The sequence below is a fragment of the uncultured Chitinophaga sp. genome, from assembly GCF_937898475.1.
Lineage (GTDB): Bacteria > Bacteroidota > Bacteroidia > Chitinophagales > Chitinophagaceae > Chitinophaga.
Genome location: NZ_CALEJS010000012.1, coordinates 287,220 through 313,824 on the forward strand (window position 1 = coordinate 287,220; position 26,605 = coordinate 313,824).

Annotated in this window: 25 protein-coding genes; 10 read left to right on the forward strand and 15 right to left on the reverse strand. The window is 50.8% G+C overall.

Annotation, left to right across the window (positions count from 1 at the left end):
• Positions 1-31: 31 nt before the first annotated feature.
• The 5 genes from Q0577_RS04565 to Q0577_RS04585 all read right to left on the reverse strand — a co-directional run bounded on the left by Q0577_RS04565 (position 32) and on the right by Q0577_RS04585 (position 6,297).
• Positions 32-1,075, reverse strand: coding sequence for a FecR domain-containing protein (locus tag Q0577_RS04565; protein ID WP_298733236.1), 1,044 nt, complete (start codon positions 1,073-1,075; stop codon positions 32-34).
• A gap of 316 nt (positions 1,076-1,391) precedes the next feature.
• Positions 1,392-1,982 (reverse strand): RNA polymerase sigma-70 factor, encoded by a 591-nt coding sequence (locus Q0577_RS04570; RefSeq protein ID WP_298733237.1) that lies wholly within the window; start codon positions 1,980-1,982, stop codon positions 1,392-1,394.
• Positions 1,983-2,191: 209 nt separating this feature from the next.
• Positions 2,192-4,627 (reverse strand): TonB-dependent receptor, encoded by a 2,436-nt coding sequence (locus tag Q0577_RS04575; RefSeq protein WP_298733239.1) that lies wholly within the window; start codon positions 4,625-4,627, stop codon positions 2,192-2,194.
• Positions 4,628-4,702: 75 nt separating this feature from the next.
• On the reverse strand, positions 4,703-4,909 hold the full coding sequence (locus tag Q0577_RS04580) for a hypothetical protein (RefSeq protein WP_298733240.1): 207 nt from the start codon (positions 4,907-4,909) through the stop codon (positions 4,703-4,705).
• 122 nt (positions 4,910-5,031) lie between these two features.
• Positions 5,032-6,297 carry an aspartate kinase gene (locus tag Q0577_RS04585; protein ID WP_298733242.1) on the reverse strand — a complete coding sequence of 422 codons (1,266 nt, stop codon included), beginning with the start codon at positions 6,295-6,297 and terminating at the stop codon, positions 5,032-5,034.
• A 144-nt stretch (positions 6,298-6,441) separates the two neighbouring features.
• On the opposite strand from Q0577_RS04585, the gene fbp reads away from it, so the two are divergent.
• The gene (gene fbp / locus Q0577_RS04590) at positions 6,442-7,452 is read left to right on the forward strand and encodes a class 1 fructose-bisphosphatase (RefSeq protein ID WP_298733244.1); all 1,011 of its coding nucleotides are present in this window, start codon (positions 6,442-6,444) and stop codon (positions 7,450-7,452) included.
• A 458-nt stretch (positions 7,453-7,910) separates the two neighbouring features.
• On the forward strand, positions 7,911-8,405 hold the full coding sequence (locus Q0577_RS04595; RefSeq protein ID WP_298733246.1) for a CAP domain-containing protein: 495 nt from the start codon (positions 7,911-7,913) through the stop codon (positions 8,403-8,405).
• A 393-nt stretch (positions 8,406-8,798) separates the two neighbouring features.
• Here the strand turns inward: Q0577_RS04595 and Q0577_RS04600 are convergent, their stop codons facing one another.
• Together Q0577_RS04600 and Q0577_RS04605 are read right to left on the reverse strand one after the other, a co-directional pair.
• The gene (locus tag Q0577_RS04600; protein ID WP_298733247.1) at positions 8,799-9,698 is read right to left on the reverse strand and encodes a polysaccharide deacetylase family protein; all 900 of its coding nucleotides are present in this window, start codon (positions 9,696-9,698) and stop codon (positions 8,799-8,801) included.
• A gap of 16 nt (positions 9,699-9,714) precedes the next feature.
• Positions 9,715-10,065, reverse strand: coding sequence for a DUF6249 domain-containing protein (locus Q0577_RS04605; RefSeq protein WP_298733249.1), 351 nt, complete (start codon positions 10,063-10,065; stop codon positions 9,715-9,717).
• Between the two features lie 30 nt (positions 10,066-10,095).
• On the opposite strand from Q0577_RS04605, the gene Q0577_RS04610 reads away from it, so the two are divergent.
• The 4 genes from Q0577_RS04610 to Q0577_RS04625 all read left to right on the forward strand — a co-directional run bounded on the left by Q0577_RS04610 (position 10,096) and on the right by Q0577_RS04625 (position 12,438).
• The gene (locus tag Q0577_RS04610) at positions 10,096-10,320 is read left to right on the forward strand and encodes a hypothetical protein (RefSeq protein ID WP_298733251.1); all 225 of its coding nucleotides are present in this window, start codon (positions 10,096-10,098) and stop codon (positions 10,318-10,320) included.
• Positions 10,321-10,383: 63 nt separating this feature from the next.
• A complete protein-coding gene (locus Q0577_RS04615) occupies positions 10,384-11,151 on the forward strand; it encodes an ABC transporter ATP-binding protein (protein WP_298733252.1) in 768 nt (255 codons plus the stop codon).
• Between the two features lie 27 nt (positions 11,152-11,178).
• The gene (locus Q0577_RS04620; RefSeq protein WP_298733253.1) at positions 11,179-11,706 is read left to right on the forward strand and encodes a YfiT family bacillithiol transferase; all 528 of its coding nucleotides are present in this window, start codon (positions 11,179-11,181) and stop codon (positions 11,704-11,706) included.
• 183 nt (positions 11,707-11,889) lie between these two features.
• A complete protein-coding gene (locus Q0577_RS04625; RefSeq protein ID WP_298733254.1) occupies positions 11,890-12,438 on the forward strand; it encodes an NUDIX hydrolase in 549 nt (182 codons plus the stop codon).
• A gap of 124 nt (positions 12,439-12,562) precedes the next feature.
• Here the strand turns inward: Q0577_RS04625 and Q0577_RS04630 are convergent, their stop codons facing one another.
• The 8 genes from Q0577_RS04630 to Q0577_RS04665 form a co-directional block, all read right to left on the reverse strand.
• Positions 12,563-13,867 (reverse strand): folylpolyglutamate synthase/dihydrofolate synthase family protein, encoded by a 1,305-nt coding sequence (locus tag Q0577_RS04630; protein ID WP_298733255.1) that lies wholly within the window; start codon positions 13,865-13,867, stop codon positions 12,563-12,565.
• A gap of 234 nt (positions 13,868-14,101) precedes the next feature.
• The gene (locus tag Q0577_RS04635; protein ID WP_298733257.1) at positions 14,102-15,571 is read right to left on the reverse strand and encodes a DUF5723 family protein; all 1,470 of its coding nucleotides are present in this window, start codon (positions 15,569-15,571) and stop codon (positions 14,102-14,104) included.
• A gap of 81 nt (positions 15,572-15,652) precedes the next feature.
• Complete coding sequence (locus Q0577_RS04640; protein WP_298733259.1) at positions 15,653-16,528, reverse strand: hypothetical protein; 876 nt, start codon at positions 16,526-16,528, stop codon at positions 15,653-15,655.
• A gap of 27 nt (positions 16,529-16,555) precedes the next feature.
• On the reverse strand, positions 16,556-17,323 hold the full coding sequence (locus Q0577_RS04645) for a TSUP family transporter (RefSeq protein WP_298733260.1): 768 nt from the start codon (positions 17,321-17,323) through the stop codon (positions 16,556-16,558).
• A 32-nt stretch (positions 17,324-17,355) separates the two neighbouring features.
• A complete protein-coding gene (locus Q0577_RS04650) occupies positions 17,356-18,549 on the reverse strand; it encodes an MFS transporter (protein ID WP_298733263.1) in 1,194 nt (397 codons plus the stop codon).
• Positions 18,550-18,643: 94 nt separating this feature from the next.
• Positions 18,644-19,933 carry a radical SAM protein gene (locus tag Q0577_RS04655; protein WP_298733265.1) on the reverse strand — a complete coding sequence of 430 codons (1,290 nt, stop codon included), beginning with the start codon at positions 19,931-19,933 and terminating at the stop codon, positions 18,644-18,646.
• Between the two features lie 6 nt (positions 19,934-19,939).
• Positions 19,940-20,530 carry a hypothetical protein gene (locus tag Q0577_RS04660; protein WP_298733267.1) on the reverse strand — a complete coding sequence of 197 codons (591 nt, stop codon included), beginning with the start codon at positions 20,528-20,530 and terminating at the stop codon, positions 19,940-19,942.
• A gap of 62 nt (positions 20,531-20,592) precedes the next feature.
• Positions 20,593-21,636 carry an agmatinase family protein gene (locus tag Q0577_RS04665; RefSeq protein ID WP_298733268.1) on the reverse strand — a complete coding sequence of 348 codons (1,044 nt, stop codon included), beginning with the start codon at positions 21,634-21,636 and terminating at the stop codon, positions 20,593-20,595.
• A gap of 183 nt (positions 21,637-21,819) precedes the next feature.
• Between Q0577_RS04665 and Q0577_RS04670 the strand changes: the two genes are divergently transcribed.
• The 4 genes from Q0577_RS04670 to Q0577_RS04685 all read left to right on the forward strand — a co-directional run bounded on the left by Q0577_RS04670 (position 21,820) and on the right by Q0577_RS04685 (position 26,574).
• The gene (locus Q0577_RS04670; protein WP_298733269.1) at positions 21,820-22,218 is read left to right on the forward strand and encodes a cytochrome c maturation protein CcmE; all 399 of its coding nucleotides are present in this window, start codon (positions 21,820-21,822) and stop codon (positions 22,216-22,218) included.
• A 35-nt stretch (positions 22,219-22,253) separates the two neighbouring features.
• Positions 22,254-24,719 (forward strand): cytochrome c biogenesis protein CcsA, encoded by a 2,466-nt coding sequence (gene ccsA, locus Q0577_RS04675; RefSeq protein WP_298733270.1) that lies wholly within the window; start codon positions 22,254-22,256, stop codon positions 24,717-24,719.
• A gap of 147 nt (positions 24,720-24,866) precedes the next feature.
• Positions 24,867-25,880: an alpha/beta fold hydrolase gene (locus tag Q0577_RS04680; RefSeq protein ID WP_298733271.1), complete on the forward strand. Its 1,014-nt coding sequence runs from the start codon at positions 24,867-24,869 to the stop codon at positions 25,878-25,880.
• Positions 25,881-25,956: 76 nt separating this feature from the next.
• On the forward strand, positions 25,957-26,574 hold the full coding sequence (locus Q0577_RS04685) for a DUF4294 domain-containing protein (protein ID WP_298733273.1): 618 nt from the start codon (positions 25,957-25,959) through the stop codon (positions 26,572-26,574).
• The last annotated feature ends 31 nt before the right edge of the window (positions 26,575-26,605 follow it).

The window sequence follows — 26,605 nt, forward strand, 5'->3', positions numbered from 1 at the left end:
AAATGAAGAATTAATAATTAGTAATGAATAGTCAGTGGTTGATCGTTAGTGTGCTGTCAGTTATTTCATAATGGAATGCACGCGACCTTGCCAGGTAGAACATGATCTCTTCCAGGGAATTATGCTGGAAGGAACCTGTAAGGCGGTAATGCTTTGGTGTTTCGGTATTGAATCTTACTTTTTTGCCGAAGGTTCTTTCCAGTTCCATGGCAATGCTTTCCAGCGTGGCATTGCGGAATACCAGGCGTCCTTCCGTCCAGGCTTTATCGTCCTGGCTGGAGGTGTTCTCCTTCACGATATTCCCGGTTTGCTGGGTGAAGGTCACCTTTACATCGGGCGTAATGAGGATGGTATCAGGCTGTTGTTCGCTGTTTTCATCATATTTAGGGATGAAGGCCACTTTGCCGGTGGTAACGGATGTTTGCACGGGCTCATTGTCATATGCGCGGATATTGAATGAGGTGCCCAGCACTTTGATGGTGCCTTTGTGCAGGCGGATGATGAAGGGCTTTGCTTCATTGTTGGCCACTTCAAAAAAAGCTTCTCCTTCCAGGTATACTTCGCGCGAAGCGCCGGTAAAGACTTCGGGATAGGTGAGCTTACTATCGGCATTGAGCCAGATCTTGCTGCCGTCTGTCAGTTCGAGGATGGCTTTGGTGGCTTTACCGTTCTGCCGGTTTTGCCATTTTGCGGTGTCTGTGTGCGTTGCTGCAAGTTGTTTCGCCGGTTGCTGGCGGCGAAATATCCATGATACGCCCAGCAGCAGCGTGAGGGCGGCGGCAACACTGGCGCCGATGTAAATGCTGCGTACGAGGCCTTTGCGGCTTTTTGCGGGGCTTACAGGTGCAGGAGCAGCAGATGGCTGTATCCGTGCCAGGGTACGTTGTAATGCCTGTTCGGCATTGTTGGATGAGCGCTGGGCGGTTTCTGCAAAGTATTGCTGAAGGATAGTATAACGCTCTCGTAAATGTTCGTCTGCCTGCAGCAGGGTGTCGAGCTGCTGCAGCTCCTGCGGAGAGGCTTCTCCTGCAAGCTTTTTAGTGACGAGTGTGATGAATGGGTCTTCGTTTAACATAAGTATTTTGTTTGAGGGTTGATTTACGACAGGTGTTGTTGGGAGGTAGTCCTTGTTGCGAAGGTATTTGCATTCCGGGGACACCACTCCCCGTCATTGCGAGGCCCCGGGGGGCTTCGTCGCGCTTCACTCATATGCTTGCGCATTGCTCCTCGCAATGACGCAACTGAAGACCATTTTGCTCCTCAATGACGGGAAATGTTTTCGCAATGATGAGAAATGGTATTCCCCGCAACAATGCTAAGTGATGCCCCTCCCGCAGTAACGCGAGTTGTGAATCAACCATAAACAAGGACAGTGAAACTGAAAGAATTACTTACAAGGGAAATATTTTTTTTCCGCCGGGTTTATTGTTGGAGAGGTAGGGGCCGATGGTTTCATTCAGACGGCGCATAGCGCGGAAGAGTTGTGTTTCTACGGTACGGGGAGAGATATTGAGTATTTCAGCTACTTCTTTATACTTAAAACCTTCTTCCTTGATCAGCTTAAATACTTTACGGCATTGGTCGGGCAGGCGGTCTACTTCCTGGTCCAGTTTAAAGAGGATCTCTTTCCATTCCATGCTGCGTTCAGGATCGATGCTGTTGGTCAGCTGGGAGATGCCCGTATCGGTAAGGGGAGCGATGCGCAGGGCGGAGTACTGCTGCAGGTAGTTGAGAGAGTGGTTTTTGATGGCGATGAAAAGGTACACCTCCAGGTTAACCACTTCTTCCAGGGCCTGGCGGCGGTTCCAGATCTTCACAAATACATCGGAGACAATCTCTTCTGCGGCTTCGCGGACGTGAACATACTGCATGCTGAAGCGGAGGAGGCGGTCATAAAAGTGGCGGAACAGGTCCGAAAAGGCTTTTTCGTTACCATAACGTGCAATTTGCTGCTGCCACTCTTTGATGTTAGCACTGTTCATACGCCGGCGCGGTGGTGGATTTCTAGTATAGACAGCGAAGTTGGGAAAAATACTTACAAGAAATAAAAAAAAAATTGAGGTTTGAGGTTGGAGGTCTGAAGTTCGTTAAAGGTTACCGGTTCAGGGTAAGAGCGCCCGTCCGGCGCACTTGTTCCGAACCTCAAACCTCCAACAAATCTCAAATCTCAAACTTCAAACCCCAAACTTTATTAGTTTCCTGCCCTTTTCAGTTCGTCCGAGCTGCCGGTTTGTCTTTCGCGGGCGCCTTTGATCTCGTTGTTACCGAAGCGGTAGCTCAGGGACAGGGTATAGGTGGTGGTGTTCCAGGTGTTTTTGATCCGCGTGTCTACGTTGTTGTAGAGGGCGTAGCCGTTGAACTGGCTGCCGCGGCGGATGATATTATTGACATTGCCTTTAATGGTGAGCTTTTTGTTCATCAGGTCTTTCTGGAGGCCCAGGTTAATATCGTACTGGGCTTTGCCGTGAAAGATGCCTTCCAGGAATTTAGAGTAGTAGTAGCCACCCAGTTCCGCTTTCATATTGTTGGGAAGGGTAAAGGTGTTGGTGATGTTGAAATAGTACTGCAGCTTATTGCCGCTGTAATTGATATCGCTGGTGGTCAGGTCGTATACATTATAGAACAGGCTCAGGTTGGTGCTGGAGTTCCACCATTTGGTAACATCAAATGGCAGGGTAAGCGCCATGTTGTAGTTCCTCAGGTTATTGAAATTGAGGTTGGTGCTGGTTGTAATCTTGGTATTATCGTCCTGCAGCAGGATCTCGTTGATAAGATTCCGGGTATAGGCGTAGCCCAGGGTAAGGATATACTTTTGCTTAAAGGTGTAGGAAAGCTCGGTATTATCCGTATACTCCGGTTTCAGGTAAGGATTACCGCGGAAATAGGTGTATTTGTCCAGGAAGAACAGGAAGGGATTGAGCCAGTTGTACCCGGGGCGTTCTATACGGCGGGAGTAGGCAACGCCCAGCTTATGCTCTTCCGTGAATTTATAATCCGCAGAAAAGTTGGGAAAGAAATCCAGGTAATCACGTTTGATGCTGCTGTTCAGGCTTACCGAGGTACCTTCCGAGATGGTCTTTTCCAGGCGGAGGCCCGCTACAACATCGAATTTGCCCAGGGTGATCTTATAGGAAGAATAGGCCGCGAGGATATTCTCCTTGTAGATGAAGCGGTCGCTCTGGGTGGGAGCGGGCACATAGTCTTTCCCTCTAAGCGAGTCGTATTGCAGTTTATTATCCGTTTCCACGAAGCTGGCTTTGAGGCCGGCTTCCAGTTTGGACTTTTTATTAAAGGGCAGTACCAGGTCTGCCTTCAGGCTTTTGATGGTTACCTGGGTACGGCCATCATTCCGGATACTGTTGGGGTTACGGATCTTATCCAGGTAGTAATCAAACAGGCTGTCTGAAAGGTTCAGTCTGCGATGGTTGTTGAAACGGCTGAAATCCGCATCGAAACTGATCTCTGTACCGCTGGTATCCAGCTGGCCTTTATAGTTCAGGTTCACCGCAACGTTATTGAAACGATTGTTATTGGTGGTGAGGGTGTTAAGGGTAGAGTCTACCTTACCAACGGGATTGCCGATATCGGTACTGCTGTATATGCTGTTGCGGAAGGCGTTGAAGTAGCCGTTCACCAGCAGGCCTACGGTATGTTGCTTATTAACGAAATAATCAAAGCCGGTTTTAAAGCTGCGGTTGTTGAAGCGGTTGCGCTGGAAGATCTGCTGGTGAAAGAGCATGGGCTCATCGCCGGAGATGTTGCGGTACAGTTCGCGCCGGGTAAAGAAGCGGCGGTCGCCATAGTTCAGGTTACCGAAGAGGTTGAACTTAGTGGTACGCCAGTTAAGATTGGTGCCTGCGTTGTAGATGGGGTATCTGCCAAAACCCATGCTTGCGTTTACAGTGCCGTTAGTACCGGTGAGCTGCCCTTTCTTTGTTTTGATGTTGATGATGCCATTGTTACCCGCGGCGTCGTACTTGGCGCTGGGGGTGGTGATGATCTCTATCTGTGAGATGGTTTCTGCGGGCGTGCTTTTCAGCAGGTTGGCCAGCTGCTCGCCGGAAAGGTAGGTGAGCTTACCATCTATCATTACCGTAACGCCCTGGTTGCCTTTAATCAGCACGTTATCATCTTTATCGATGGTAACGCCCGGGGCTTTGCGGAGCAGGTCCAGCACGCTGTTGCCTGCTGAAGTAACGCTGCTTTCCACGTTAAGGGTGGTTTTACCGGCACTTCGTTCTATAAAGGGTTTCTGTGCCGTTACCTGTACGGCCTGCAGGTTTCGGGTCTGCTGGCTGAGCTGCACTGTATGCAGTGCGATGGTCTTATGGGATGCATCAATGGTGAAAGGCGCGCTTTTTCCGGGTGTATATCCCATGAGGGTTACCTCGATGAAATAGTGGCCCGCTGGAATATTATCGATGGTGGCATTGCCCTGTTCATCGCTCAGCTCACCTTTTACAAGGGAGCTGTCTTTTACCTGGCGTACCAGTACGTTGGCGAAGGCGAGGGCTGCGTTCTTTTCGTCTGTTATTTTAGTCGTGATCTTTCCTTGTGGCTTTGTCTGCGCAAATAAGGTATGGAATGTAAAGAGCAGAAAAAGCCCGATAAGTATACTTCTGGTCATAATTTCACCAATGAAAGGAGTGATGTCTGAATGTTAAGCCTGCGGTTTAGATAATTGTCTTGATTAGCCTGTTGATCAGATCTTGTTAAGCGTGTTGGTTCCGTTGCATTTTTTAGGTACTGCATTGAATCCGGTAATGCTGAAGGTCACCAGATAAAAAGGCACCATTTCGGGGCGCAGCTCTTCACTTACAGGGGTTGGCGACTGAATAGCACGATCTCTCCAGGTACTGAAAGCCAGGATAACTATACATAGCAATAACAGGAGCATTACCTTTCGCATTTTTTTGCTGTTTATTCTAAAGACGAGCAAGTTAAATAAAGGTTGCACTGCCTGCGGAAAAAAGTGATAAAATGGTGCAGGTGCGGGATGAACTGCGGATTATGGAGGATAATGGAAAGGTGCTATTTAAGTATCCGCTGTATGGTAACGGGCGATTTCTGTTCCAGCAACACCGTTCTTCCTTTGCTCAGCTCATCCAGCAAACCGTCCTTTGTATAGCGTACGGTCAGCAGTTCCAGTCCTTCGTTGTAAGAGAGCTTAAAGTCCTGGTGAAGGGTCTTGATCAGCTGCTCTATCTTTTCGGGGTTATTGTCTATACAGCAGGAGAAGCTGATGGCGCCGTTCTGCATGAGGTTGATCTTGATCTTCAGGCTGTGGAAGATGTCGTATATATCGCTGATCTTATCTTCCGTGATAAAGGCGTAATCGCGGGAGGTGACGGTGATCAGCACCTGGTTCTTTTTCAGTACGATGATGGGAGGCAGCTGGGTATGGTCTACCTCTTCCCGGATCATGGTGCCGGGGAGGTCTTTATTCAGGAAGCATTTTACATACAGGGGGATCTGCTTGTTCTGCAATGGCTTGATGGTTTTGGGGTGGATCACCTGGGCCCCGTAGTAAGCCATTTCTATCACCTCGCTGTAGCTGATCTCCGGTATGTTGATGGTATTGGGGAAGATTTTGGGATCGGCGTTCTTAAGGCCTTCCACGTCTTTCCAGATGGTCTGGCTGTCGGCATCAAGCATGTTGGCGAATACGGCGGCGGAGTAGTCGCTGCCTTCACGGCCCAGCGTTACGCTTTCGTTCTGATCGGTACTGCCGATAAAGCCCTGCGCGATGACGATATTAACGTCTTTGAAGAGGGGCAGCACTTTGTCGGTAATGTTACGCTGGGTAAAGGCCCAGTCGATATTGGCATCGCGGAAGTTATCGTCGGTACGGAAAATGTCTCTTACATCCAGCCAGGTATTCCGGATACCTGCCTGGTTGAACCAGGCGCTTACGATAGCGGTGCTGAGCAGCTCACCCAGGCTTACCAGCTGATCGTAATAGTAATCGTAGGAGCGGAGGGGTTTTTCGCCCAGGGTCCACTCGGCCTCGGTAAAGAACTGCTGGAGTTGCTGAAAGAGGGGATGTTCGCGGGTACCCAGCAGGGCGGCGGCCACTTCTACGTGCTGCCGTTTGATATTGTAGAGCAGCTGGGCGGCAATTTCCCGTTTACGGAGGAAGAAGTTCTGGGCCACCTTTTCCAGCTCATTGGTGGTTTTGCCCATGGCGGAGATCACGATGAGCAGCTGTTCGTCGGGGAACGACTGTACAATAGCCCCCACGTTATGGATACGTTCAATACTTTCTAAACTTGCACCACCGAATTTGAAAACCTTCATAAGGCAAAACTTCTTCTGTTAAAAAAATATTTCGCAAAGTACGGCAACTTTGAAATTGTTTAAAAATCTGTTTTGCAAGAAATGACAGTTTCGTTAAAATAGGTATTTACGCTATATTCGTTCTACTCAAACCCGTATAACGCTATGAACAACAAGCAGAAGGTAATGACCTTAGATGAATTTACTATCCAGGAGCTAAGGAACTATCCCGGGGCCACGGGACAATTATCCGGTTTATTACGGGATATCGGACTGGCGGCCAAGCGGGTGAATGTAGAAGTTAACAAGGCCGGTATTGCGGATATACTGGGCGAGGCGGGAAAGACCAATGTGCAGGGCGAGTCTGTCAAGAAGCTGGACGAGTTTGCCAATGACCAGTTCATCAACTCCCTGCGTACCAGCATTTACTGCTGCGGGGTGGCTTCCGAAGAGAATGAGACCTTTATCCCCTTTGAGGACGAATACTCCAAACAATCCAAATACGTGGTGCTGCTGGACCCATTGGACGGGTCGGGCAATATTGATGTGAATGTTTCCATCGGCACTATCTTCTCTGTATACCGCCGGCTGAGCCCCAACGGGAGCCGTTGTGAGCTGGAGGACTTCCTGCAGCCGGGCACCCAGCAGATAGCGGCGGGGTATATCATTTACGGATCTTCTACCATGTTGGTATACGCTACGCGGCGCAGTGTCCAGGGCTTTACGCTGGACCCTTCCATCGGCGAGTTCTGTTTATCACACCCCAACCTGAAGTGTCCGCCGGAGAGCGATATCTTTTCCGTGAACATCGGGTATTACCACCTGTATGACCAGCCTATCCGCCGGGCAATAGACCATTTCCTGGCCCGTACCGAGCATGACAAGATCTACCGGCACCGTTTTGTGGGGTGTATGGTAGCCGAAGTACATCGTACCCTGATACAGGGCGGTATCTTCATGTATCCTGCCTTTGGCAAGTATGCTGCGGGGCGTTTGCGCCTCTGTTATGAATGTAATCCTATGTCCTTCATCATGGAAAAAGCCGGTGGGGTGGCGATGGCCAATGGCCGCCAGCGGCTGCTGGAGCTGAAGCCTGCCCAGCTGCATCAGCGGGTGCCTATTTTTATAGGATCCAAGGGGATGATGGATACCTGGCAGCAGATCGTTACCAAGTAAGTTGTTGGTTATTTAGTTGTGCGTGACCGGGGTAAATGCGTTTTTACCCGGGAGGGACATGCTTTCAGTATGGGTGGCATATGAAAGGCGCATGGATGGTATAGCTGCCGGGCGCGGGATAAGTACGGACTAAGCACTGACTAAGCACTTACCAAGCAACCACTAAGCACTTACTAAACACTTACTAAACTCCCGCTAAGCTGGTACTAAATTAACCCGGGGAGCGTTCGGCGTGTAAACGGCCGGGAAAACCTATGTAGAACTGAAGGTGAGCTGGAGTTAAGGTGGACCTGAGGTGGACTTGATGCGGGGTAAAATTGTATCAGGAGCAGGGGGCCTGGGGGCAGGCAGCAGGTGGGGCCGCAGCACAAATTAAAAATAGGTACAATAGTTGCTAAACCTGGATCGTTTTTATTAGTCTAAGATTAAAGTCTTTATTATTCACTATTAATAAGTATATGGTTATCAGTAAGCAGCGTAAGATTGTACTGTTATTATTCTCCTTTTTTATGAGTGTCCAGGTATGGGCCTGTCACCGGGCGGGTGTGCCCGTAAATGGTGGTCCGGAACCGGGAGGAACGATGGAAGAGCAGATACTGTATTACACCAACAAGTTCAGGGCGTCTAAAGGCTTACCGCCGCTGAAACTGGTGGACGTCATCAGCGATGAGGCCCGGGATCACAGTCAGGATATGGCACGTGGCCGTACTGGTTTTGGGCATGAAGGGTTTGAACAACGGGTGGATCATGTGAGTAAGAAGCTGGGCAGGGTGGCTTCAGCAGCGGAGAATGTGGCTTACGGGAACCTGGATGCGGAAGGTGTAGTGAATGGATGGATCAAGAGTCCGGGGCACAGGAAGAATATGCTGGGGAGTTATAACCTGATAGGGATAGGAGCTGCGCGAGGGAAGGGGAATATTATTTTCTTTACGCAGGTGTTTATTCAGAAGTAGGGGTGGGAAGAAGAGATGGAAAGCCGGGGGGTGACCTCCGGCTTTTTTAACGGCAAAATTCCTCCCCCGCAACCAACGGTTAGCGTGTAAATAAATAGTATTTTTAGATAGTATTATATCTCATAACGTAAACCCCGTTATGTATCCTCAAAAACCATTTTAAACCCAAATTCACACACCATGAAAAAGAAAACTTCAAAAACTCTTCAGCTGAAGAAGATCAAGATCGCACCCCTTTCAACCACTCAACAGAACAATCAACTGAGAACAGAAGAAATAGGTTGTTGGAGCAATCGCCAGACCTGTGCTTCCTGTGTATTAACCTGTACAACCAATTTGTGTTAAGGTAATTTTCAGTCCAAGGCTGTTTCCTGTTGGCGACAGCCTTGGGCATTAATGAGAAGAAGAGACATCTTTCCAGCCAACAAGACGGAAACCTTCTTTTTTCAGCAATTGGCTGAAGTCATCACTCATTACATAATTGAGGTCCTGCTGCCGCCAGGCGGCACCGAAATCAGGATGGTCTGTCGTAACGGCCTGCATCTCGTCGTTATCATAGGCCAGGTGGAAAATGATCTCGTTCAGTCCGGGTGTTAACTGCTGCAGCGCCTGATCATAATATTCATGCCACTTATCCGCAGGAGCGGCTTTGAAAGCGCTTATAAACTGCTTCACTACTACGTTGTTCACCGTGTCAATATAGGGCAGCATCTGGGGAGCCATGAGGTGTATCATGTTCATCGGGATCATGACCGGTAGATTAAACTCTTTGCCCAGCTCCTGGTATATCTTAACCAGGTCAGGCGATCCGAAAAGGCTGCCCATATGCGTATCCAGGTGGGAGATCCGGATGCCGGCGGCCATCGCTTTGCGGATCTGCGCCCGGACCTCCTTTCGCACTTCTTCAGGCTTGGCATGCCTGGCAAATTCTTCTACAGAAGTATAGAAATAGCCATCCTTGTCCAGCAGGCTGGCGATCTCATTGGAGGAGGCTACGCCACCCCATTTATAGTTTTTCCATTCTGCTGTCAGGGTGATATGGATGCCCCAATCCAGTTCAGGGTGGGTCTTTGCATAGGCCGCTATTTCGGGGAACCAGGCGCAGGGCACCATAATGGATGCGGAGGTGATCGCCTTTTTTTCAAAGGCAGCAATGATGGCCGTATTGGTGGCGTGAGATACGCCTGCATCATCTGCATGTACGATCAGCAGCTTGTCTGCATGCTGCGCTGCTGCCATGAAGGGGATGAAAAGGAGGGCGGCCGTCAGCACCCGGTAACATAGACTTTTCATAGTTTGTTTTTGAGGATTATTCAGGACGTTTATCCAGTACTTCCTTTTTCTCGATGCGATAAGACGCGATCAAACCAATGCCTCCAAACTCCGCAATGAGCGCAAAGTAAAGTGAAGCGTTTTCTTCCCCATCTATGGAGGATAAGGCCACGTCTATGAGGTATGCCAGTAATAATCCGATACCGCCACCCGTGAGCAGCAACCCATATTTAAGACTGGCATAGGGAGCCGGCCGGTGGATCTTGGGATTCATACCCTTTTCTATCATTGCCAGGTTCTCTTTCCTGAGGAGATAAACAATGCCAAAGATTAAAGCCATAACGCCTAAGGCGACCAGCACGGCCATGAACATTTCATTACTGTTCATGATTAAATAACATTTGATGATGAAAACTGTTTGCAGGACCTCTTCCTGGTGGCGATTGGCGGCTTCCTGGGATGGGCGTTGTTGGCTGTTGACTGGCAGGCCGCAGGTAAGGTTGTGTCCTCCATTGAGATCAGCAAGGCAGACCCCAGCCAGTATCTTACCCGCAAAACCCTCAATTACCTGCTCTTTCTGGATGTGTTGCTGGGATTGGTTTCCCTGGATAAGTACCTTTTCAGGCGGTTCAGGGCGCTGTAAATACAGCGGACCGTCCGGAAGATGCGTTGTTTTTTTCCTTTTTTACCGCTTACTTTGTTCTCCATGGAAAAGAAAACCATCATCACAGTCAAAGACCTGGTGAAGCAATACGGGGATTTTACCGCGGTAAAAGGGATCAGCTTCGAGGTGTATGAGAACGAGATATTTGGCCTGCTGGGCCCTAACGGGGCGGGTAAATCCAGTACCCTGGAGATCATTGAAACCCTGCGGGATAAGACCTCCGGACAGGTGATTGTAGATGGTTTTGACCTGGACAAAGACCCGGAAAGCATTAAAAACATCATAGGTGTACAGCTGCAAAGCTCAGGATATTATCCCAACCTCAACCTCACCGAGCTGATAGACCTGTTCAGCGGGCTCTATAACCAGCCTACAGACGCTAAAGAACTACTGGCCCGCTTCAACCTGGAGGACAAGGCTAAGGCCAAATACAAGGAACTCTCCGGCGGACAGAAACAGCGTTTTTCCATCGCCACCACGCTCATTAACCGTCCCAAGATCATTTTCCTGGACGAGCCCACCACCGGACTGGACCCCCAGGCCCGGCGCAACCTCTGGGAACTGATCCAGCACGTGAGGGCGCAGGGCACCACCGTGGTGATCACCACCCACTATATGGATGAGGCGGAATTCCTGTGCGACCGCTGCGCTATCGTAGATAAAGGCGAGATCATCGCCCTCAACTCTCCCGATGTGCTGATAGATAAACTGGTGGCAGGCGGTTTTGAACGTAAGAAAGAAGTGAAGCAAGCCAACCTCGAAGATGTATTCCTGCACCTCACCGGCAGGGAACTGAGGGAGGAAAGATGAATAAACAGCTTCTTCTAAACACTACTTATGGAGGACTTACAATACCCTATCGGGCGGTTCAACTCACCGGAGGTGATCACAGATGTTCAGCTGAAAGGCTATATCGATGATATACGCCATCTGCCCAACCTGCTGGAAATTGCGGTGCAGGGCCTGGATGCCTGGCAGCTGGAAACGCCTTACCGGCCCGGCGGCTGGACCATACAACAGGTAGTACATCACCTGGTAGACAGCCACACCAATGCCATTACCCGTTTTAAATGGGCGCTGACAGAAGATGCGCCGCTTATCAAAGCATATGACGAAGCCGCCTGGGCGGAGCTGCCGGATGTGCAACATACGCCCGTGAATGTGTCTGTTACCATACTATACGGCCTGCATACCCGCTGGGTACACCTGATGGAACACCTGACGCCCGCACAATGGGAGCGGACCTTCATCCACCCGGAAAGCGGGAAAACTTTCGGGCTTAAAACCGTGGCGGGTAACTATGCCTGGCATGGTATGCACCACCTGGCGCACATCGTTAACCTGAAAGAGCGGGAAGGGTGGTGAAAGTTGAGGGTTTAGGGGTTTAATGGTTTAATGGTTTGAAGGTTTGAGCGTTTAAGCGATTGATGGTTTGGACGTTTCAATGTCTTAAGCTGAAATAGCCGCTACTCTTACTTTTAAAAGTAAAGGGCTATCAGGTTAAGACAATTTTCCCGAACTTCAAACCTCAAACTTCAAACCTAGTATATGGCTTCGTTGGATTGGAAACTGCTGCATTCAGCGTATATCTATAAAAGCGACTGGCTTACTGCACGTAAAGACCGCTGCCTGACACCCGCAGGCAAGATCGTAGATCCTTATTATGTTCTAGAATATCCCGGTTGGGTAAATGCCCTGGCCATTGCAGAAGATGGCAAAGTGATCATGGTGCGCCAGTACCGCCACGGTTACGGGCAAACGATCATAGAAATTCCGGGTGGCGCCATGGACCCTGCAGATGCTTCCGCTGAAGCAGCCATGCGGCGCGAGCTGCTCGAAGAAACCGGGTATGCTTTTGACCAACTCGTACCGCTGGGGGATATTTGTCCGAACCCCGCCTCCAGCAACAATGTTACCTATATGTTCCTGGCTACCGGCGGAAAAAAAGTGCAGGAGCAAAAGCTGGATCAGAACGAAGAAATTGAAGTGGTGATCATCAGCATGGATGAACTGAAACAGCTGCTGAAAGCCAACCAGATCAGGCAGGCCTTGCATGTTAGCTGTATTTATTATGCTTTACAGCACCTGGGAGGGTAAATACCCAAATACCAAATTCCAAATTCCAAAAAGTAATGCAAGTGTTCCATTACAGACACCCGTGTTAAACTGGTGACTGGTACACCCCTTTGGTATTTGGAATTTGGAATTTGGTATTTTGGTCCTACATGGCTTCCGCTACAATAAAAAAGCTGCCGCATACCAGTATCAGATCGTCTTTATGGGCGTGCAAGCGGGCTGATTGAAGGGCCTGTTGCACGGTTTCGTAGGCATGTCCTTTAAGGCCATGGCGGGCGGCCATTTCTGCCAGGGAATGCTCGTCCAGCGCGCGGGGTATCTGTGCCTTGCAGAAGTAGTAAGTAGCGGTTACCGGCAGCAGGGGAAGTACGGCATCGATGGCTTTATCTTTTACGAAGCCAACCACGATATGCAGTTTCTGGTAAACCGTATGACGCAGCTGCTGGATGATCTCCGTAATACCGGCTTGGTTATGACCTACATCCAGTATGGTGAGCGGCTGTGTGCTGAGCACCTCCCAGCGGCCACGGAGGCCGGTGAGTTTTCTTACATGGGCCAGGCCTTCATGTATGGCCTGCTCAGGTATTTCCCATTGTTTTTGCTGTAATATCCTGATGGCGCTGAGCACTGTCATCACGTTCTTTTCCTGGTATTGGCCTACCAGGTCGAGGGTGATGTGCACCAGGTCCTGCTGCGGTTTATGTTTGGGCACAATGCCCAGTTTCAGTCCGGCGGCCGGTTTGGCGGGTGTAAGACTACTTTCCTGTATCAGCCATTGCTGATCGGCAAAGCAGATGGGCGCATCCATGGCGGCCGCTTTTTCAGTGAACACGGATTGTACTTCGGGCTGCGTTTCGCCGATCACTACCGGGATACCCTTCTTGATAATGCCTGCTTTCTCTGCTGCAATATGGGGCAGTGTATTGCCCAGGATATGCATATGATCATAACTGATGTTGGTGATCACAGACAGCTCCGGAGTGATGATATTGGTGCTGTCCAGGCGGCCGCCCAGTCCCACTTCAATGATGGCGATATCCACCTGTTCCAGCGCAAAGTAATGGAAGGCCATGGCCACGGTCAGCTCAAAGAAGGATGGTTCCAGGGTGCTGACTGCATGCTGCATCTGCTCTGCAAATTCCACCACAAAGCTTTCCGGCACCATTTGTCCGTTAACACGTATCCGCTCCCTGAAATCCCTGAGATGCGGGGAGGTGTACAGTCCTGTTTTATATCCTGCCTGCTGCAGCACGGCGGCCAGCATGTGACTCGTTGAGCCTTTGCCGTTAGTGCCTGCCACATGCACCGATTTGAATTTGTCCTGCGGATTATCCAGCAGCTTACACAGCTCCAGTGTATTATAGAGGTCGTGCTTCAATGCTGCGGCGCCCACCCTGGTGAACATGGGGAGGTGCTGGTAGAGATAGTCGACTGTTTGCGTATAGTTCATTTGCCCCAGGGGGATTAATTAATAATGAATAATTTGTGATGCAAATATCATTCATTAGTCACTAAATAGTATTTGCAATACTGTTCAGGCTAATTGGTAATGCAATATTATTCATTAATAGTTAACAAACTTTCACCAGGCATGTTTAAGGCTTATCTATTATGAATTATTAATAATGCGGCCAGCCTTTCGGCTTGCTATCCGTCCCGCTATTATTAACTATTCATTATTCATTTACCGGGTGGGCGGGCAATCCACCTGCTGGCGCTGTCTGCGGAAAAGTCCTCCCTGGCGGTCGCCGCGTTTGAAGCGGATGGGTACTACCCGCAGGGCGATGAAGGCGTCTGCATGATTGAGTTCAGAGCGGACGAGGTTGGAGAGGATGCTGGACGAGCCGATAACGAGTGGTCCGGCGCGTAGTCCTACGCCAGCGTCAGCCTGGCCGAAGCGGTTGAGCACCAGCGGCAGGTAGGCGCCAAAATTCCTGGTGTCGAAGCGGGGCGTTACCTGCAGTTGGGTGATCATGTAGTTCTTGCTAACGTCGCTTTGCCCGGTGAAGAGGCCGATCACCGCGTTGGCGCTCAGGAAGAAGCGGCCGTTAATATTATAATCGCCGCTCAGGTGGAGGGCGGTAGGAAGGGCCATGAAGAAGCCATCATAGGTAGTGATGGGGGTGAAGTTCTGGATCACGCGGCGGTAGTAGACGCGGAGGTCTTCGTTCCGGCGGCGGGTGATGGAGTCCGGGCTTATGCTTTCGGTACGCAGATCGAGGTCCCTGTTAACGGAAGACTTTTTATAGAAGATGCCGCCGATGTCTGTAACGGAGGCTCCTAAACGAAACTTGTAGGTATCGGCATCCGGGTTCCAGGAATCAGAATCATAGTCGCCGAAGCCATCGCCATCGGGGCGGTACTCGTAGATCACGCCGATATCTGCTCCTATGCCGGGGTTACCGGTCAGTTTCAGGAAGTTCCCGGCGTTGGTGGGGCCCCAGGTATCCAGGTCCTCATTGTAGCCTGATTTGAGTGTACCGGTGCTGATGGCGGCATCGCGGCGGGTGTTCATAATGAAGGTGGCATCATCCGCCACTGCATAGCCGGCGGCGGTGCCGCTGAGGTATTTCAGGGTGAGGCCTGCTTTCCAGCGGCTGGTTACATTATCTTTGATCACGCGGGAGTAGGTAAGGCCTATCTCATTCCAACTGTGAAAAAATACGCTGGCATAATCGATGGAGAAATTTTTTCCTACGTAGCGGGGGTTGGGATAATCGATACCGAAGAAGTTGGCGATCACGGTTTCCACGTTACCCGCGTTGGCAATACCGCGTACGCGCCAGGTAAAAGCCACCGCCTGCTTTTCGTCTATAGAATAGAGCACGGATGGCAGCAGTACATCGCCCATGCCCCAGCCGTACTGCCGGCGGCTGGCGGCCGTATCCAGGAAATAGTCGCGGTCGCGTACCCATCTGTCCGGATGATTGAAGAGATTGGATTTTGGAATACTGGCGTAGGTATTGCCGGCCTTTACATCCGCCCCTATGATATTAACGTCCCATTTATACCTGGATCCTGCAGCAGCAGCAGGATTGGTGAGTACGCCATATATGCCCGCATAGTGACTGGTATGATATCCGGCAAAAGACTGGGCCTGCGCGTATTGCAAGGATAACAGCAGACCTAAAGTGGCAATGAATATTTTTCGCATAGTATTATTCTGGGCTACGCATTTTCACCGTTCGCTCTCTCCTGTGATCGTGATCTTAATTATAACAGTTGTATTGTCCTCTTATTGTACTCTGAAATAAAACCTGATGGTTCCAAACTGCTCTTCCGGGGCATCCGGGCTTGCGTTGTATTTGATTTCCCGGGCGGCTCTTTTGGCAATCTCGATAAGGGCTGGGTTATTGAGGGTAGAGCCGCGCAGGCTATGGGCGGCGCTTACTACGTTGCCCTGCCTGTTTACTTTTATATTAATGGCTATATAGCCGGTTTCATTGCCTTCGTAAGTGGGCTGGGGCCTGCTTACCAGGGAGCGTCCGCGCAGGCGGAAATCGCTGCGGCCGCCACCCAGTCCGCCACCCGTATAACCGGTAGCGTTAGGGTCCCCATTAATCTGGCCACGGTCGCCGGGGCGGCCGGTATTGCCTTCTCCTGTGGAGTTATTGGAGCCATTGGCGTTATTACCGCTGCTGGCGCTGGTGGAGCTGCCGCCGCTGTATACCGCTTTAGGTTTGGGAGCAGGCGGAGTGGGGGCAGGAGGCGCTTCGGTTTTTGCTTTATTGGGCTTTACAGGTTTAGGTTCCAGGTGCTTGGGTTGCTCTTTTGGCTTTTCCACCGGTTTTTCCGGTTTATTGATCTCGGGAGCGTCTTCATCATCCTGGGTAGCAATATCTTCTGCAGCAGCATCCTGTGAGGGAGCCGGCTGGTTTTGCGGAGCGGAGGCTTCGGGTGCAGCGGCGCTGGGCGGATTAGGATTGAGCGGTTGTTCATCGCCCATACCATCATCAGAGGTTCCCAGGTTCACTTCCATGCCCAGGTCCTGATCGGGCGGGGGCGGCGGGGCAGAAAAACCGGCAAACAGCAGTCCAATCAGCAGTAATGCATGCACACCAATCGTTGTACCGAGGGCTGTTAAGTTTTTCTGAGTATTCCGCTCTTGCATAATGACCAAAAATAATATTTTTCCAGACTATTTAAATATTTCATATGCGAACCGGAGTATGGTTGCGCATACCACCAGCAGGAAGAACCTGCGAACCAGTTTATTGCCTTTCAATATAGCCAAACGCGCGCCAAAAAATGAGCCGGTCAGGTTAGCGGCCGCCATTGCGATGGTTACCGTCCATAAAATGTGCCCGTGCAGGGCAAAATACAGGATGGCCGCTATATTGGTAGCCAGGTTCACCACTTTGGCGTGGGCGCTGGCGTGTAAAAAATCGAAGCCCATGAGGCTGATAAAGGCCAGGATCAGGAAACTGCCCGTTCCGGGTCCGAAAAAGCCATCGTAAAAGCCAATTACTCCTCCAATAACGGCGCCCCATACCCATGTATTGCCTGACGGCAGGACGGCTTCCTGCGTTTGCTGACCAAAATCCTTTTTGAACCAGGTATATACGGCTACGGCAATGAGCAGGCAAAGCATAACCGGCTTAAGGAACTGGTTGGGCAGGTAAGCCACCAGGGAGGCGCCGAACATGGCTGCAAAGAAAGCGGTAACAGCCGTTACGGCCAGCAGTCCGCGGTTAAAGCGCACCTTTTGGGCATATTGCCATGCCGCCATACTGGTACCTGAGAACGAAGGTATTTTGGTAGTGCCCAGCAGCGTAGCCACCGGGTATTGCGGGAAGGTAAAAAGAATGGCGGGGGTCTGTATCAATCCACCGCCGCCAACGATGGCGTCTATAAATCCTGCGCAAAGTGAAAAACAGCAAAGCAGGAGGAGGTCGGATGTTATCACGGGCGCAAAAATATTGTTTTTAGGGGAATGATCTAGGTTGCGGAAACGCGTTTATTCAGGTACCAGAACCCGGCAGCTGTAAGCAGCGAACCGCCGGCTACCACGTACCACCAGGAGGCAAAGCCCAGGTGTTGTACGATGTTGGTGCTTAAAGTGGGAGAGATGACCTGCGCCACGGAAAATGCGACGGTGTACAGGGATGCGTACTGTCCGCGGTTATGATCTGCACTGCGGCTGGTCCAGAAAGTATTCATAAAAGGCACGCTCAGTATTTCGCTGAGGGTGAACATCAGGATGAACAGAATCGCTACGGCAGCCGTAGGCGGAAAAATATTCAGGCTCAGGTAGGCCAGTCCGTTAACCAGTACGCCTCTCCAGATAAAATCCAGCGGCGCTTTTTTGCCTTCCAGTTTGAAGACGGTCACCATTTCCAGCAGGGCGATGAGCAGCCCGTTGAGGCCGATGGTCATTCCTACATAGACCTCGGGCATGCGGATAATAGTCTTGAAGTATAAAGATACCAGGGAACTCAGCTGGAAAAAGAACATGGCGTAGAGGCATACCAGTGATATGAAGACCAGGTAGGGGGTATCTTTAAAGGCTGAAGGTCCTTTGGCAACAGCAGGGCTGGTGGCAGCAGGCTTCGCTGCTTTTACAGGCGGCAGCACCAGGCGCATCAGCAGGGCGGCAAAGATGCAGGTCAATCCGTCTGCCCAGAACAGGGAACGGTAGCTGATAGCTGCCAGCAGGCCACCCAGCGCAGGTCCTACAGAGAAGCCGAGATTGACGGCCAGACGGTGCAGCGAGAAGGATCGGGTGCGGTTCTCCGGGCGGCTGTACGCAGCGATAGCGGTAGCATTGGCAGGGCGGAAAGCGTCTGCCACCAGGCTAAGTATGAAAACGCAGACGCAGATCTGCGTCATGGTGCGCATTTGTTCCAGGACGATGAACAGCACGCCGTTGAGCAGGAGGCTCCAGAACTGTACGGGGTAAAAGCCGATACGGTCTGCCAGCCGGCCACCTGCCAGTGCGCCTAAAATAGAGCCCGCGCCCCAGAGTGCAAGCACGATACCTGCCTGGCTGATGCTGAAATGAAGGTGCTGGGTAAGGTAGATGGTTAAGAAAGGCATTACCATGTTCCCGCTCCGGTTAATGAGCAGGATGACGGATAACCACCAGGTAGAGGTGCTTAAGCCGGAGAAGGCCTTTTTGTACAAAGAGAGCAAGGAACAGCGGGTTTAAGGAACTGCAAAGATAATGGGTGTGTATGACCTTTCCTTCATATCGTTGCGGGGAAGTCCTTTTCTTTAGCCCTACGCTTTAAAAATGCGCAAAATCATTTGCATAATCTCCTTTGATCCTTTCCATGGGTGGATTGAAGTAGCCATATTTCAGATCGGGGAATTCTTCGTGGATGAGCTCCAGGAGCTGTTGCATACCCAGGCATTCTTCTGTATCGGTGATGCCCAGTTTGCCCAGGTACCAGTCCGGATCAATATTGAAGTTGCGCCACTGGATCATGTTCAAACCGGTTTCTCTGATCAATTTGCGCAGGGCTTCATATTCAGAAACGCTGTCGGTCATGCCGGGGAATACGAAATAGTTGATAGAGCTCCAGCCGCCGAAGCTGCGTACTACTTTCAGGCTTTCCACGATGTCTTCAAAATGGTAGTTATTGGGCCTGTAGTAGGGTGTATACCACTTTTCCTGTACGGAATTGGTACTAACGCGTATGCTGTTCAAACCGGCCTCGCAGAGGGCGCGTACGGCGTCTGGTTTACTGCCGTTGGTGTTGATGTTGATGCTGCCTTTAGGAGTGTGTTTCCGGATCTCCAGGATGGATTCGCGGATGGTTTCCCACATGAGCAGGGGCTCACCTTCGCAACCCTGTCCGAAGCTGACGATGGGGAAGGGAGCGGTTTCCAGGTGCGGCACGGTATATTCGACGATCTCTTCTGCCGTTGGCTTAAAGCGGAGGCGGTCCTGTGTGGAAACGATACTTTCTTCTTCCGGCTGGAAGGAGATGCAGCCTACGCAGTTGGCATTACAGGCGGGTGAAGAGGGGATGGGACATTCCCAGCGACCCATAAAATAATTACGGGCGGCGGGACAATGATAGGTGAGCGCACAATTGTCTGCCAGGTGTTTTACCAGGCGGTTATGCGGGTAGGCCTGCAGCAGGTTTTTCACGCCCTGTTTCACTTTCTTGTCGTCAAAACCTGCGCATTCCTGGCGGATGTCCTGTTCAATACGGGTAGCGGGCACATAGAATTTACCATCCAGCCAGCCCACTGCGGTGTAGCAGAACAAGGGCAGGGTGGGGGCATCGGGCAGTGTTTCGTAGGCGGCCAGGTAAAAGCCGGTGTGGGCGGGGGGAATAAAGGCCGCTACCGCCCATCCTTTGTCGCATAACGCCATTTCGCCGGTGGCGGCATCGATACCGATGCCACGGCGGCCTGGCAGTTCGTACAAAGAGCCTCCTTCGGGCAGCTCAATCCATTCTTCATCGGGGATCGGCATGGCGTCCCAGCCGCTGCGGCCGGTGACATGCAGCAATGTATCCTCAAAAATATTTCCTTTCCCGTCGGAGTAAAGTATGTATGGTTTCATTGATTATCATGCATTTAAACGGCTTCTGCAGAACCCGTTTATTTCATCTTCCTTAATACCCGGAATATTATCCAGCACTTCCAGCTGCAGTATTTTGTTGTTCTTAAAGTCAACTGTCAGCAGGTCATTCCGCAAAATTACGTTATTGAGCTGGTTCCAGCCCACTACCTTGCTCGAAAAGGTGGTAGGAATGGAAATGCCGCTGATATCCATGGAGATATAAACGGGCTTGAAAATGTTGTGCTCCACCCAGCCAATATAGGCCAGGCCCAGTCCTATCAGCAGCTGCAGTAAGCCAATAAGGGGCTGCAGATGCGAAAGAAAATACAGGGCGCCGCTGCAGCATACAAACACCTGTAACAGCCGCATCATGCTGTTGGCGCCGGAGAAATTGCGCACGCGGCGTACCAGAAAAGGGAACAGCAGGCTCAGGAAGCCCACCACCAGGAATAACACCACCATGGCCCAGTTGGGCGTGCGGCTATTATAAACGCCAATGGCATTGAACAGGAATAATATCCCCGCCATTCCGTGCATCACCGGCTGTAAACGCAGTCGCGTAACCGTATTCGGGTGGAGGATCCTTATCTTAAACATAAATGTGGCGATGAGTAATTAATCTTAACGTGACCTGTGTTACGATTATTAATTACTCATTATTAATTATCCTGGCTCACCAGGAGGTTACACAATTTGAAGAGCACGCGGGCGCCTACATTAGCATCCCATTCATCGTGAGAGGTGCTTACTTCGTTCAGGTCAAAACCGATCAGCTTGCGGCCGGAGGCTAACAGGCGTTTGAAGAGATAGAAGACCTGTTCTGCTTCGAAACCGCCGGGTACGGGCGTACCGGTGTGTGGACAAAGCTTGGGATCCAGGCCATCAATATCAAAACTGATATACACCTGTTGCGGCAGGGTGTCGATAATGCTGTCGCATATGCTGCGCCAGGTTTCGCCTTCAAACTGGCGTTCCTTGATGTTTTTATCGAAAAAGGTAACTACGCGGCCGTTGCTGTTATGAATATAATCCAGTTCTTCCTCGCAGTAGTCACGGATGCCCACCTGCACCAGTTTTTGCAGCTGGGGCACTTCATTGAGGGCATTGTACATAATGGAGGCGTGAGAGTATTTGAAGCCTTCGTAGCTGTCGCGCAGGTCGCAATGGGCGTCTATCTGCAGGATGCCGAAATCGCCTTTCTTTTCGCCGATGGCTTTGAAGTAGCCCAGAGGGGTGCTGTGATCGCCGCCCACCAGGCCTACCAGCTTGCCTTTGTTGAGCAGGGCAAGGGTTTGGTTATAGACCCATTCGTTCATCACCCTGGTACCGGTGTTCACGTCTACCAGGGTCTTTTTCAGGAATTGATTCTCATTGATCTCGCCGCCTTCTGTCAGGAACTTGATATACAGTTCGGCTTCCTTGCGGAGGTAGTCGCTGCGAAGGAGGAGGTGTTTATCAGGTTCCCGCATGAAAAAGCCTTTTTTCCATCCATCCTTTACATCGGGGTCAAGGAGGTCTACCTGGAAGGAGGCTTTAAAAATCTGCTCCGGGCCACGGGCCGTACCGTTGCTGTAGGAAACGGTCACTTCCCAGGGAACGGGCAGCAGCACCAGTTTTGCATCTTCCTCGGTGAAGGGAAGCCCAAAAACGTTGTTGGATAGCAACCCTACCGAATTAGGGTCAAAATGTGTCAGATCGGCCATGATACTAATGATTCAATTTCATTTCCGCCGCAAAGATAGGAATCTGTGATCTGGGAATTGCCTTTTATGTAAAAATAAAGGACAGGGAACTTGTTTTTGCGTTAATTTTGCGCTGAAAATCGAACCGGTTACAGTAAATCAACGGATTAGAACTAAACAAGGAGCAGGCCGAAATTTTAAGCTATGAAGAAAACAAACATCATCTTACTGATAGTGATCGCAGTGGCCATTGGTGTAATTGTTACAATGGTAGGGGATTTCAGTACCTATGAAACATTTGCTACGGCAAAGAAGAAAGAAGGTAAAGAGTATCATGTGATCGGGGTGCTGGACAAATCCCAGCAGCTCAGCTATGACCCGGTAAAGGATGCCAACTACTTCACATTCTACGTGAAAGATAAGGTGGGTGAAAGCCGCAAGGTAATATTCTACGGTACCAAGCCTACCGATTTCGAGAAAGCCGAACAGCTGGTGCTGACCGGGAAGATCCAGGGAGAGGAGTTCCACTGTAACAAGATACTGATGAAGTGCCCTTCCAAGTATAAAGACGATCAGATTGCCATGGGCACCAAACAAATGTAGGCTGCCTCCATTCATTACAAATTCAGCGTAACATCTTGGAAACAAAATATATAGGGGAGCATCTGCTGCCCGGACAGTTAGGACATTTCTTTGCAGTACTCTCTTTCATAGCATCTCTTGTAGCGACTATTGCCTATTTCAATGCCGTAAGGGCCAAGGAGGCGCCACTGCAAACATCCTGGAAGAAACTGGCCCGCTGGGCTTTCATCATTGAGGCCGCTTCCGTTTTCGCCGTATTCGGCATTTTATACTACATACTCTACAATCACTATTTCGAATATAAGTACGTATGGCGCAACTCATCGCGCGCACTGGAAGTTAAATACCTGCTGTCCAGCTTCTGGGCCGACCAGGAGGGTAGTTTCCTGCTCTGGAGTGTGTGGCACAGCGTACTGGGCATTGTACTGATCTTTACCTCCAAACGCTGGGAAGCACCGGTGATGACCGTGCTCTCTTTTGCGCAGGTCAGCCTGGCCAGCATGCTGCTGGGAATCTATATCCTGGGCTACCGCGTGGGCAGCAACCCTTTCCTGCTGCTGAGACAGGCGGAGGAGAACATTAACCTGCCCTGGGTGACCATGCCCAACTACCTGGAAAGGATTACAGACGGTAACGGCCTGAATCCCCTGCTGCAGAACTACTGGATGGTGATACACCCCCCGGTGCTGTTCCTGGGCTTTGCTTCCATGATCATTCCTTTTGCTTTTGCTTTTGGCGGGCTGTGGACCCGTGAATATAAAGCCTGGACCAAGCCTGCTTTGCCCTGGGCGCTGTTTGCCGCCATGATGCTGGGTACCGGTATTATGATGGGCGCCGCCTGGGCCTATGAGTCGCTCACCTTTGGCGGTTACTGGGCATGGGACCCCGTGGAGAACGCCTCCCTGGTACCTTGGCTGACTATGGTAGCCGGTATTCATACCCTCCTGGCGTTTAAGTCTACCGGGCATGCGCTGAAGTCTACCTTCTTCTTCTTCTTTATATCCTTTGTGCTGATCCTGTACTCCACGTTCCTGACCAGGAGCGGTGTGCTGGGAGAAACGTCTGTACACTCGTTCACTGACCTGGGGATGAGCGGACAGCTCCTGGTATTCATGGCGGTGTTCACATTGCCTGCATTTTCCATGCTGATAATGCGCAGGAAAGAGATCCCGGATGTGAAGAAGGAGGAAAGCACCTACTCCCGTGAGTTCTGGATGTTTGTGGGGGCGCTGGTATTGCTGATTGCGGCTATCCAGATCACCTTCACCACTTCCATTCCTGTGTGGAACAAGCTATTTAACCTGAACCTGGCGCCGCCGCTGGAGCCGGTTTTCCATTACAACAAGATACAGGTATGGGTAGCCATTGTTGTGGGGCTGCTCACGGCTATTGTTCAGTTCCTGAAATACAAAGACACTCCGCGTAAAGTAGCGGGGCAGCACCTGCTATGGCCCACTGTCATCTCGCTGGTGGCAACAGTGCTGATCGGATGGCTGGGCAGGATCAATTATAACCTGTACGGCGCCGGTTACCTGATCGCATTGTATATTATGCTGTTCGCCAGCGTATATGCGGTGATCGGCAATGGTATATACATTTTTAAAGGCCTGAAAGGCCGGATGAAAGCTGCAGGCGCTTCTATTGCGCACATCGGTTTTGGCCTGGTATTGCTGGGTATCCTGATCTCCGCCTCCAAGCGGGAGGTGATCTCTATAGACCGGATGAAAATGCTGGACGGCGGCTTCTTTGGCACGGAAAGCAAGGAAAATCCGCGGGAGAACCTGATGCTGCCCCGGAATTTCCCGATACAAATGGGCGAGTATCACGTAACCTACGCAGGTGACTCTACGGCAGCCGGTGATCCGAAGACCTACTACGTGGTGAGGTATGAGAAGAAAGACCCCGCCACCGGGCAGCCGCTGGAGAACTTTACCTTGTACCCGGATGCGTTCATCAATACCAAGGGACAGGAAGGACTGACGCCTAACCCGTCTTCCCGCCACTACCTGACCCGCGACATATTTACCTATGTAACGGCAGTGCCGCGTAAGGACGAGGGCAGCGATACCGCGCATTACAGCCATCATGAGATCAAAGAGGGTGATTCCATCTTCTTCTCCAACGGCTACATCGTATACAGCGGCCTGCGGAAATCGCCGCAGAACAAGAACTACCAGGCGGCCGCCCAGGAAGGCGACCTGGCAGTAGGCGCACAACTGACGGTACACACCAAAGACGGCAGCGAGTCTGCCCTTGAACCGGTATACTTCATCCGCAACAATACTTACCAGTACAACGTTCCGGATACCGCCCATCAGCTGTCCCTCTATGTGAAGTTTGCCAAGATACTTCCCAATGAGAATAAGATTGAACTGGAGGTGAAAGAATCCGGTACCTTCGACGATTACATCGTACTGAAGGCGTTCATCTTCCCCTTCATCAACGTGCTCTGGATAGGCATCCTGATCATGATAGCCGGGTTTTTGATGAGTATCTATCAGCGGGTACGCCGCACCGTTTAATTAATAATGAATAATTAACAGTTAATAATTATATTTTGGGGAGCTGACTTTGTGTTGTAAGCCTGTACTTATTATAATGTGTTAGGGTAGCTGGTGCCCTGTGGGCGCCTGCCTCATTAATTGTTCATTATTAATATTTAATTATCTATGAAATGGAGGTGGTTGCGTATACCCCTGGTGGTTATAGCCATGCTCGCAATTGTGTACTGGTGTGGCCCTGAACCAGCTACGCCGAAGTATGAAAGCTCCCTGCCTGAAGTACCGGCTGACTCTCATGCGCTGGAACAATATGTAGCCACGCGGGAAGGCCGTCACCGGCTGAAGCCAGATAATGAGGCCCGAATTGTATGGCACGATTCCCTGCACCGCAAAACTCCCTGCAGCATTGTTTACCTGCATGGCTTTTCTGCCAGCCGCCGCGAGGGTGACCCGGTAGCGGCCGATTTTGCCGCCCGCTACGGCTGCAATATATTCTACTCCCGCCTGGATGGACATGGCATTGATACTACCGAACCTTTACTGACCATGACCGCCGCGGGGTTGTGGCGGGACGCCCGGGAAGCCCTGAGCATTGGGTGCGCGCTGGGTGAGAAAGTTATCCTGGTGAGTACTTCCACAGGCGGTACGCTGGCGCTGAAGCTGGCGGCGGAATATCCGAAGGAAGTATTTGCTTTGATCAATATGTCTCCCAATATCGAGATTAATGACCGCCTGGCTTTCCTAGCCAATAATCCCTGGGGCCTGCAGCTGGCGCGTAAGGTAAAGGGAGGTTTGTATAATCATACCAGCGGTGAGGGCGATCCGCAGATATCCAGGTACTGGAACACGACTTACCGGCTGGAAGCGGTGGCAGAACTACAGAACCTGCTGGAAACCACCATGACAAGCGCCACTTTCAGGAAAATACATCAACCCGTTCTGAACCTCTATTATTACAAGGACGAACAGCACCAGGATCCCACGGTACGCGTGGCGGCTATCCTGCAGATGGAGAAGGAGCTGGGCACGCCCCCGGGGCAAAAGGCGGCAGTAGCGATACCCGGCGCGGGGGCCCATGTGCTGGGCAGCTCGCTTGTATCGCATGACGTGCAGGGCGTAGAGCGGGCTATCTTCCATTTTGCTGAACAGGTATTGGAGCTAAAGCCCTTAGATGCAAAGTGAAATGAATATTTTGGGCAAGTATGGTTCATCAGTTGAAATGTGTAACTTTAGTAAATAAAATTTCGTTAAAGTTTACATGTGCCGTCTTAAGATCACTTTATTCCTCACCATGCTTGTGTGCAGTTTCCTATACCGGGATGATGCCGTGGCGCAGTCTGCGCAGGAGGGCGGTATGCATGTGAGAGCGGTGGTTGTTGGCACTGATACCCTTCCTTCCATTACCCTCCAGATATTTGAAGTAACAGAAAGGCTGCCCCGCAAGCTGCGCAAACAGCGGGAGCGCTGGACCCGTTTGCGGAATGCGGTATATGTAACTTATCCTTACGCAAAATCAGCCGGCCGCATACTGAGAGATGTGAACAGCCACCTGGCTTCACTCGATAATAAAAAAGCGCGGAAAGCCTACCTGGCCAGTAAGGAAAAGGAGCTGAAGGCCGAGTTCGGGAACAAGCTGGAAAACCTGTCCATCTACCAGGGAAAGGTACTAATGAAACTGATAGACCGGGAAACGGGTGAGAACTGTTATGAGATCATCAAAGAGCTGAAGGGCGGATTCAATGCCCGTTTGTGGCAGACAGTGGCATTTTTCTTTGGCGGAAACCTCAAGAGCGAGTATGACACGGAGGAAGACCATGATATTGAGCAGATTGTACAGGAGATCGAAATGTACAGGTACTACAGAGCCTATAACTAGCCCCATATTTTAACATTCCTGCTGTTTTTTC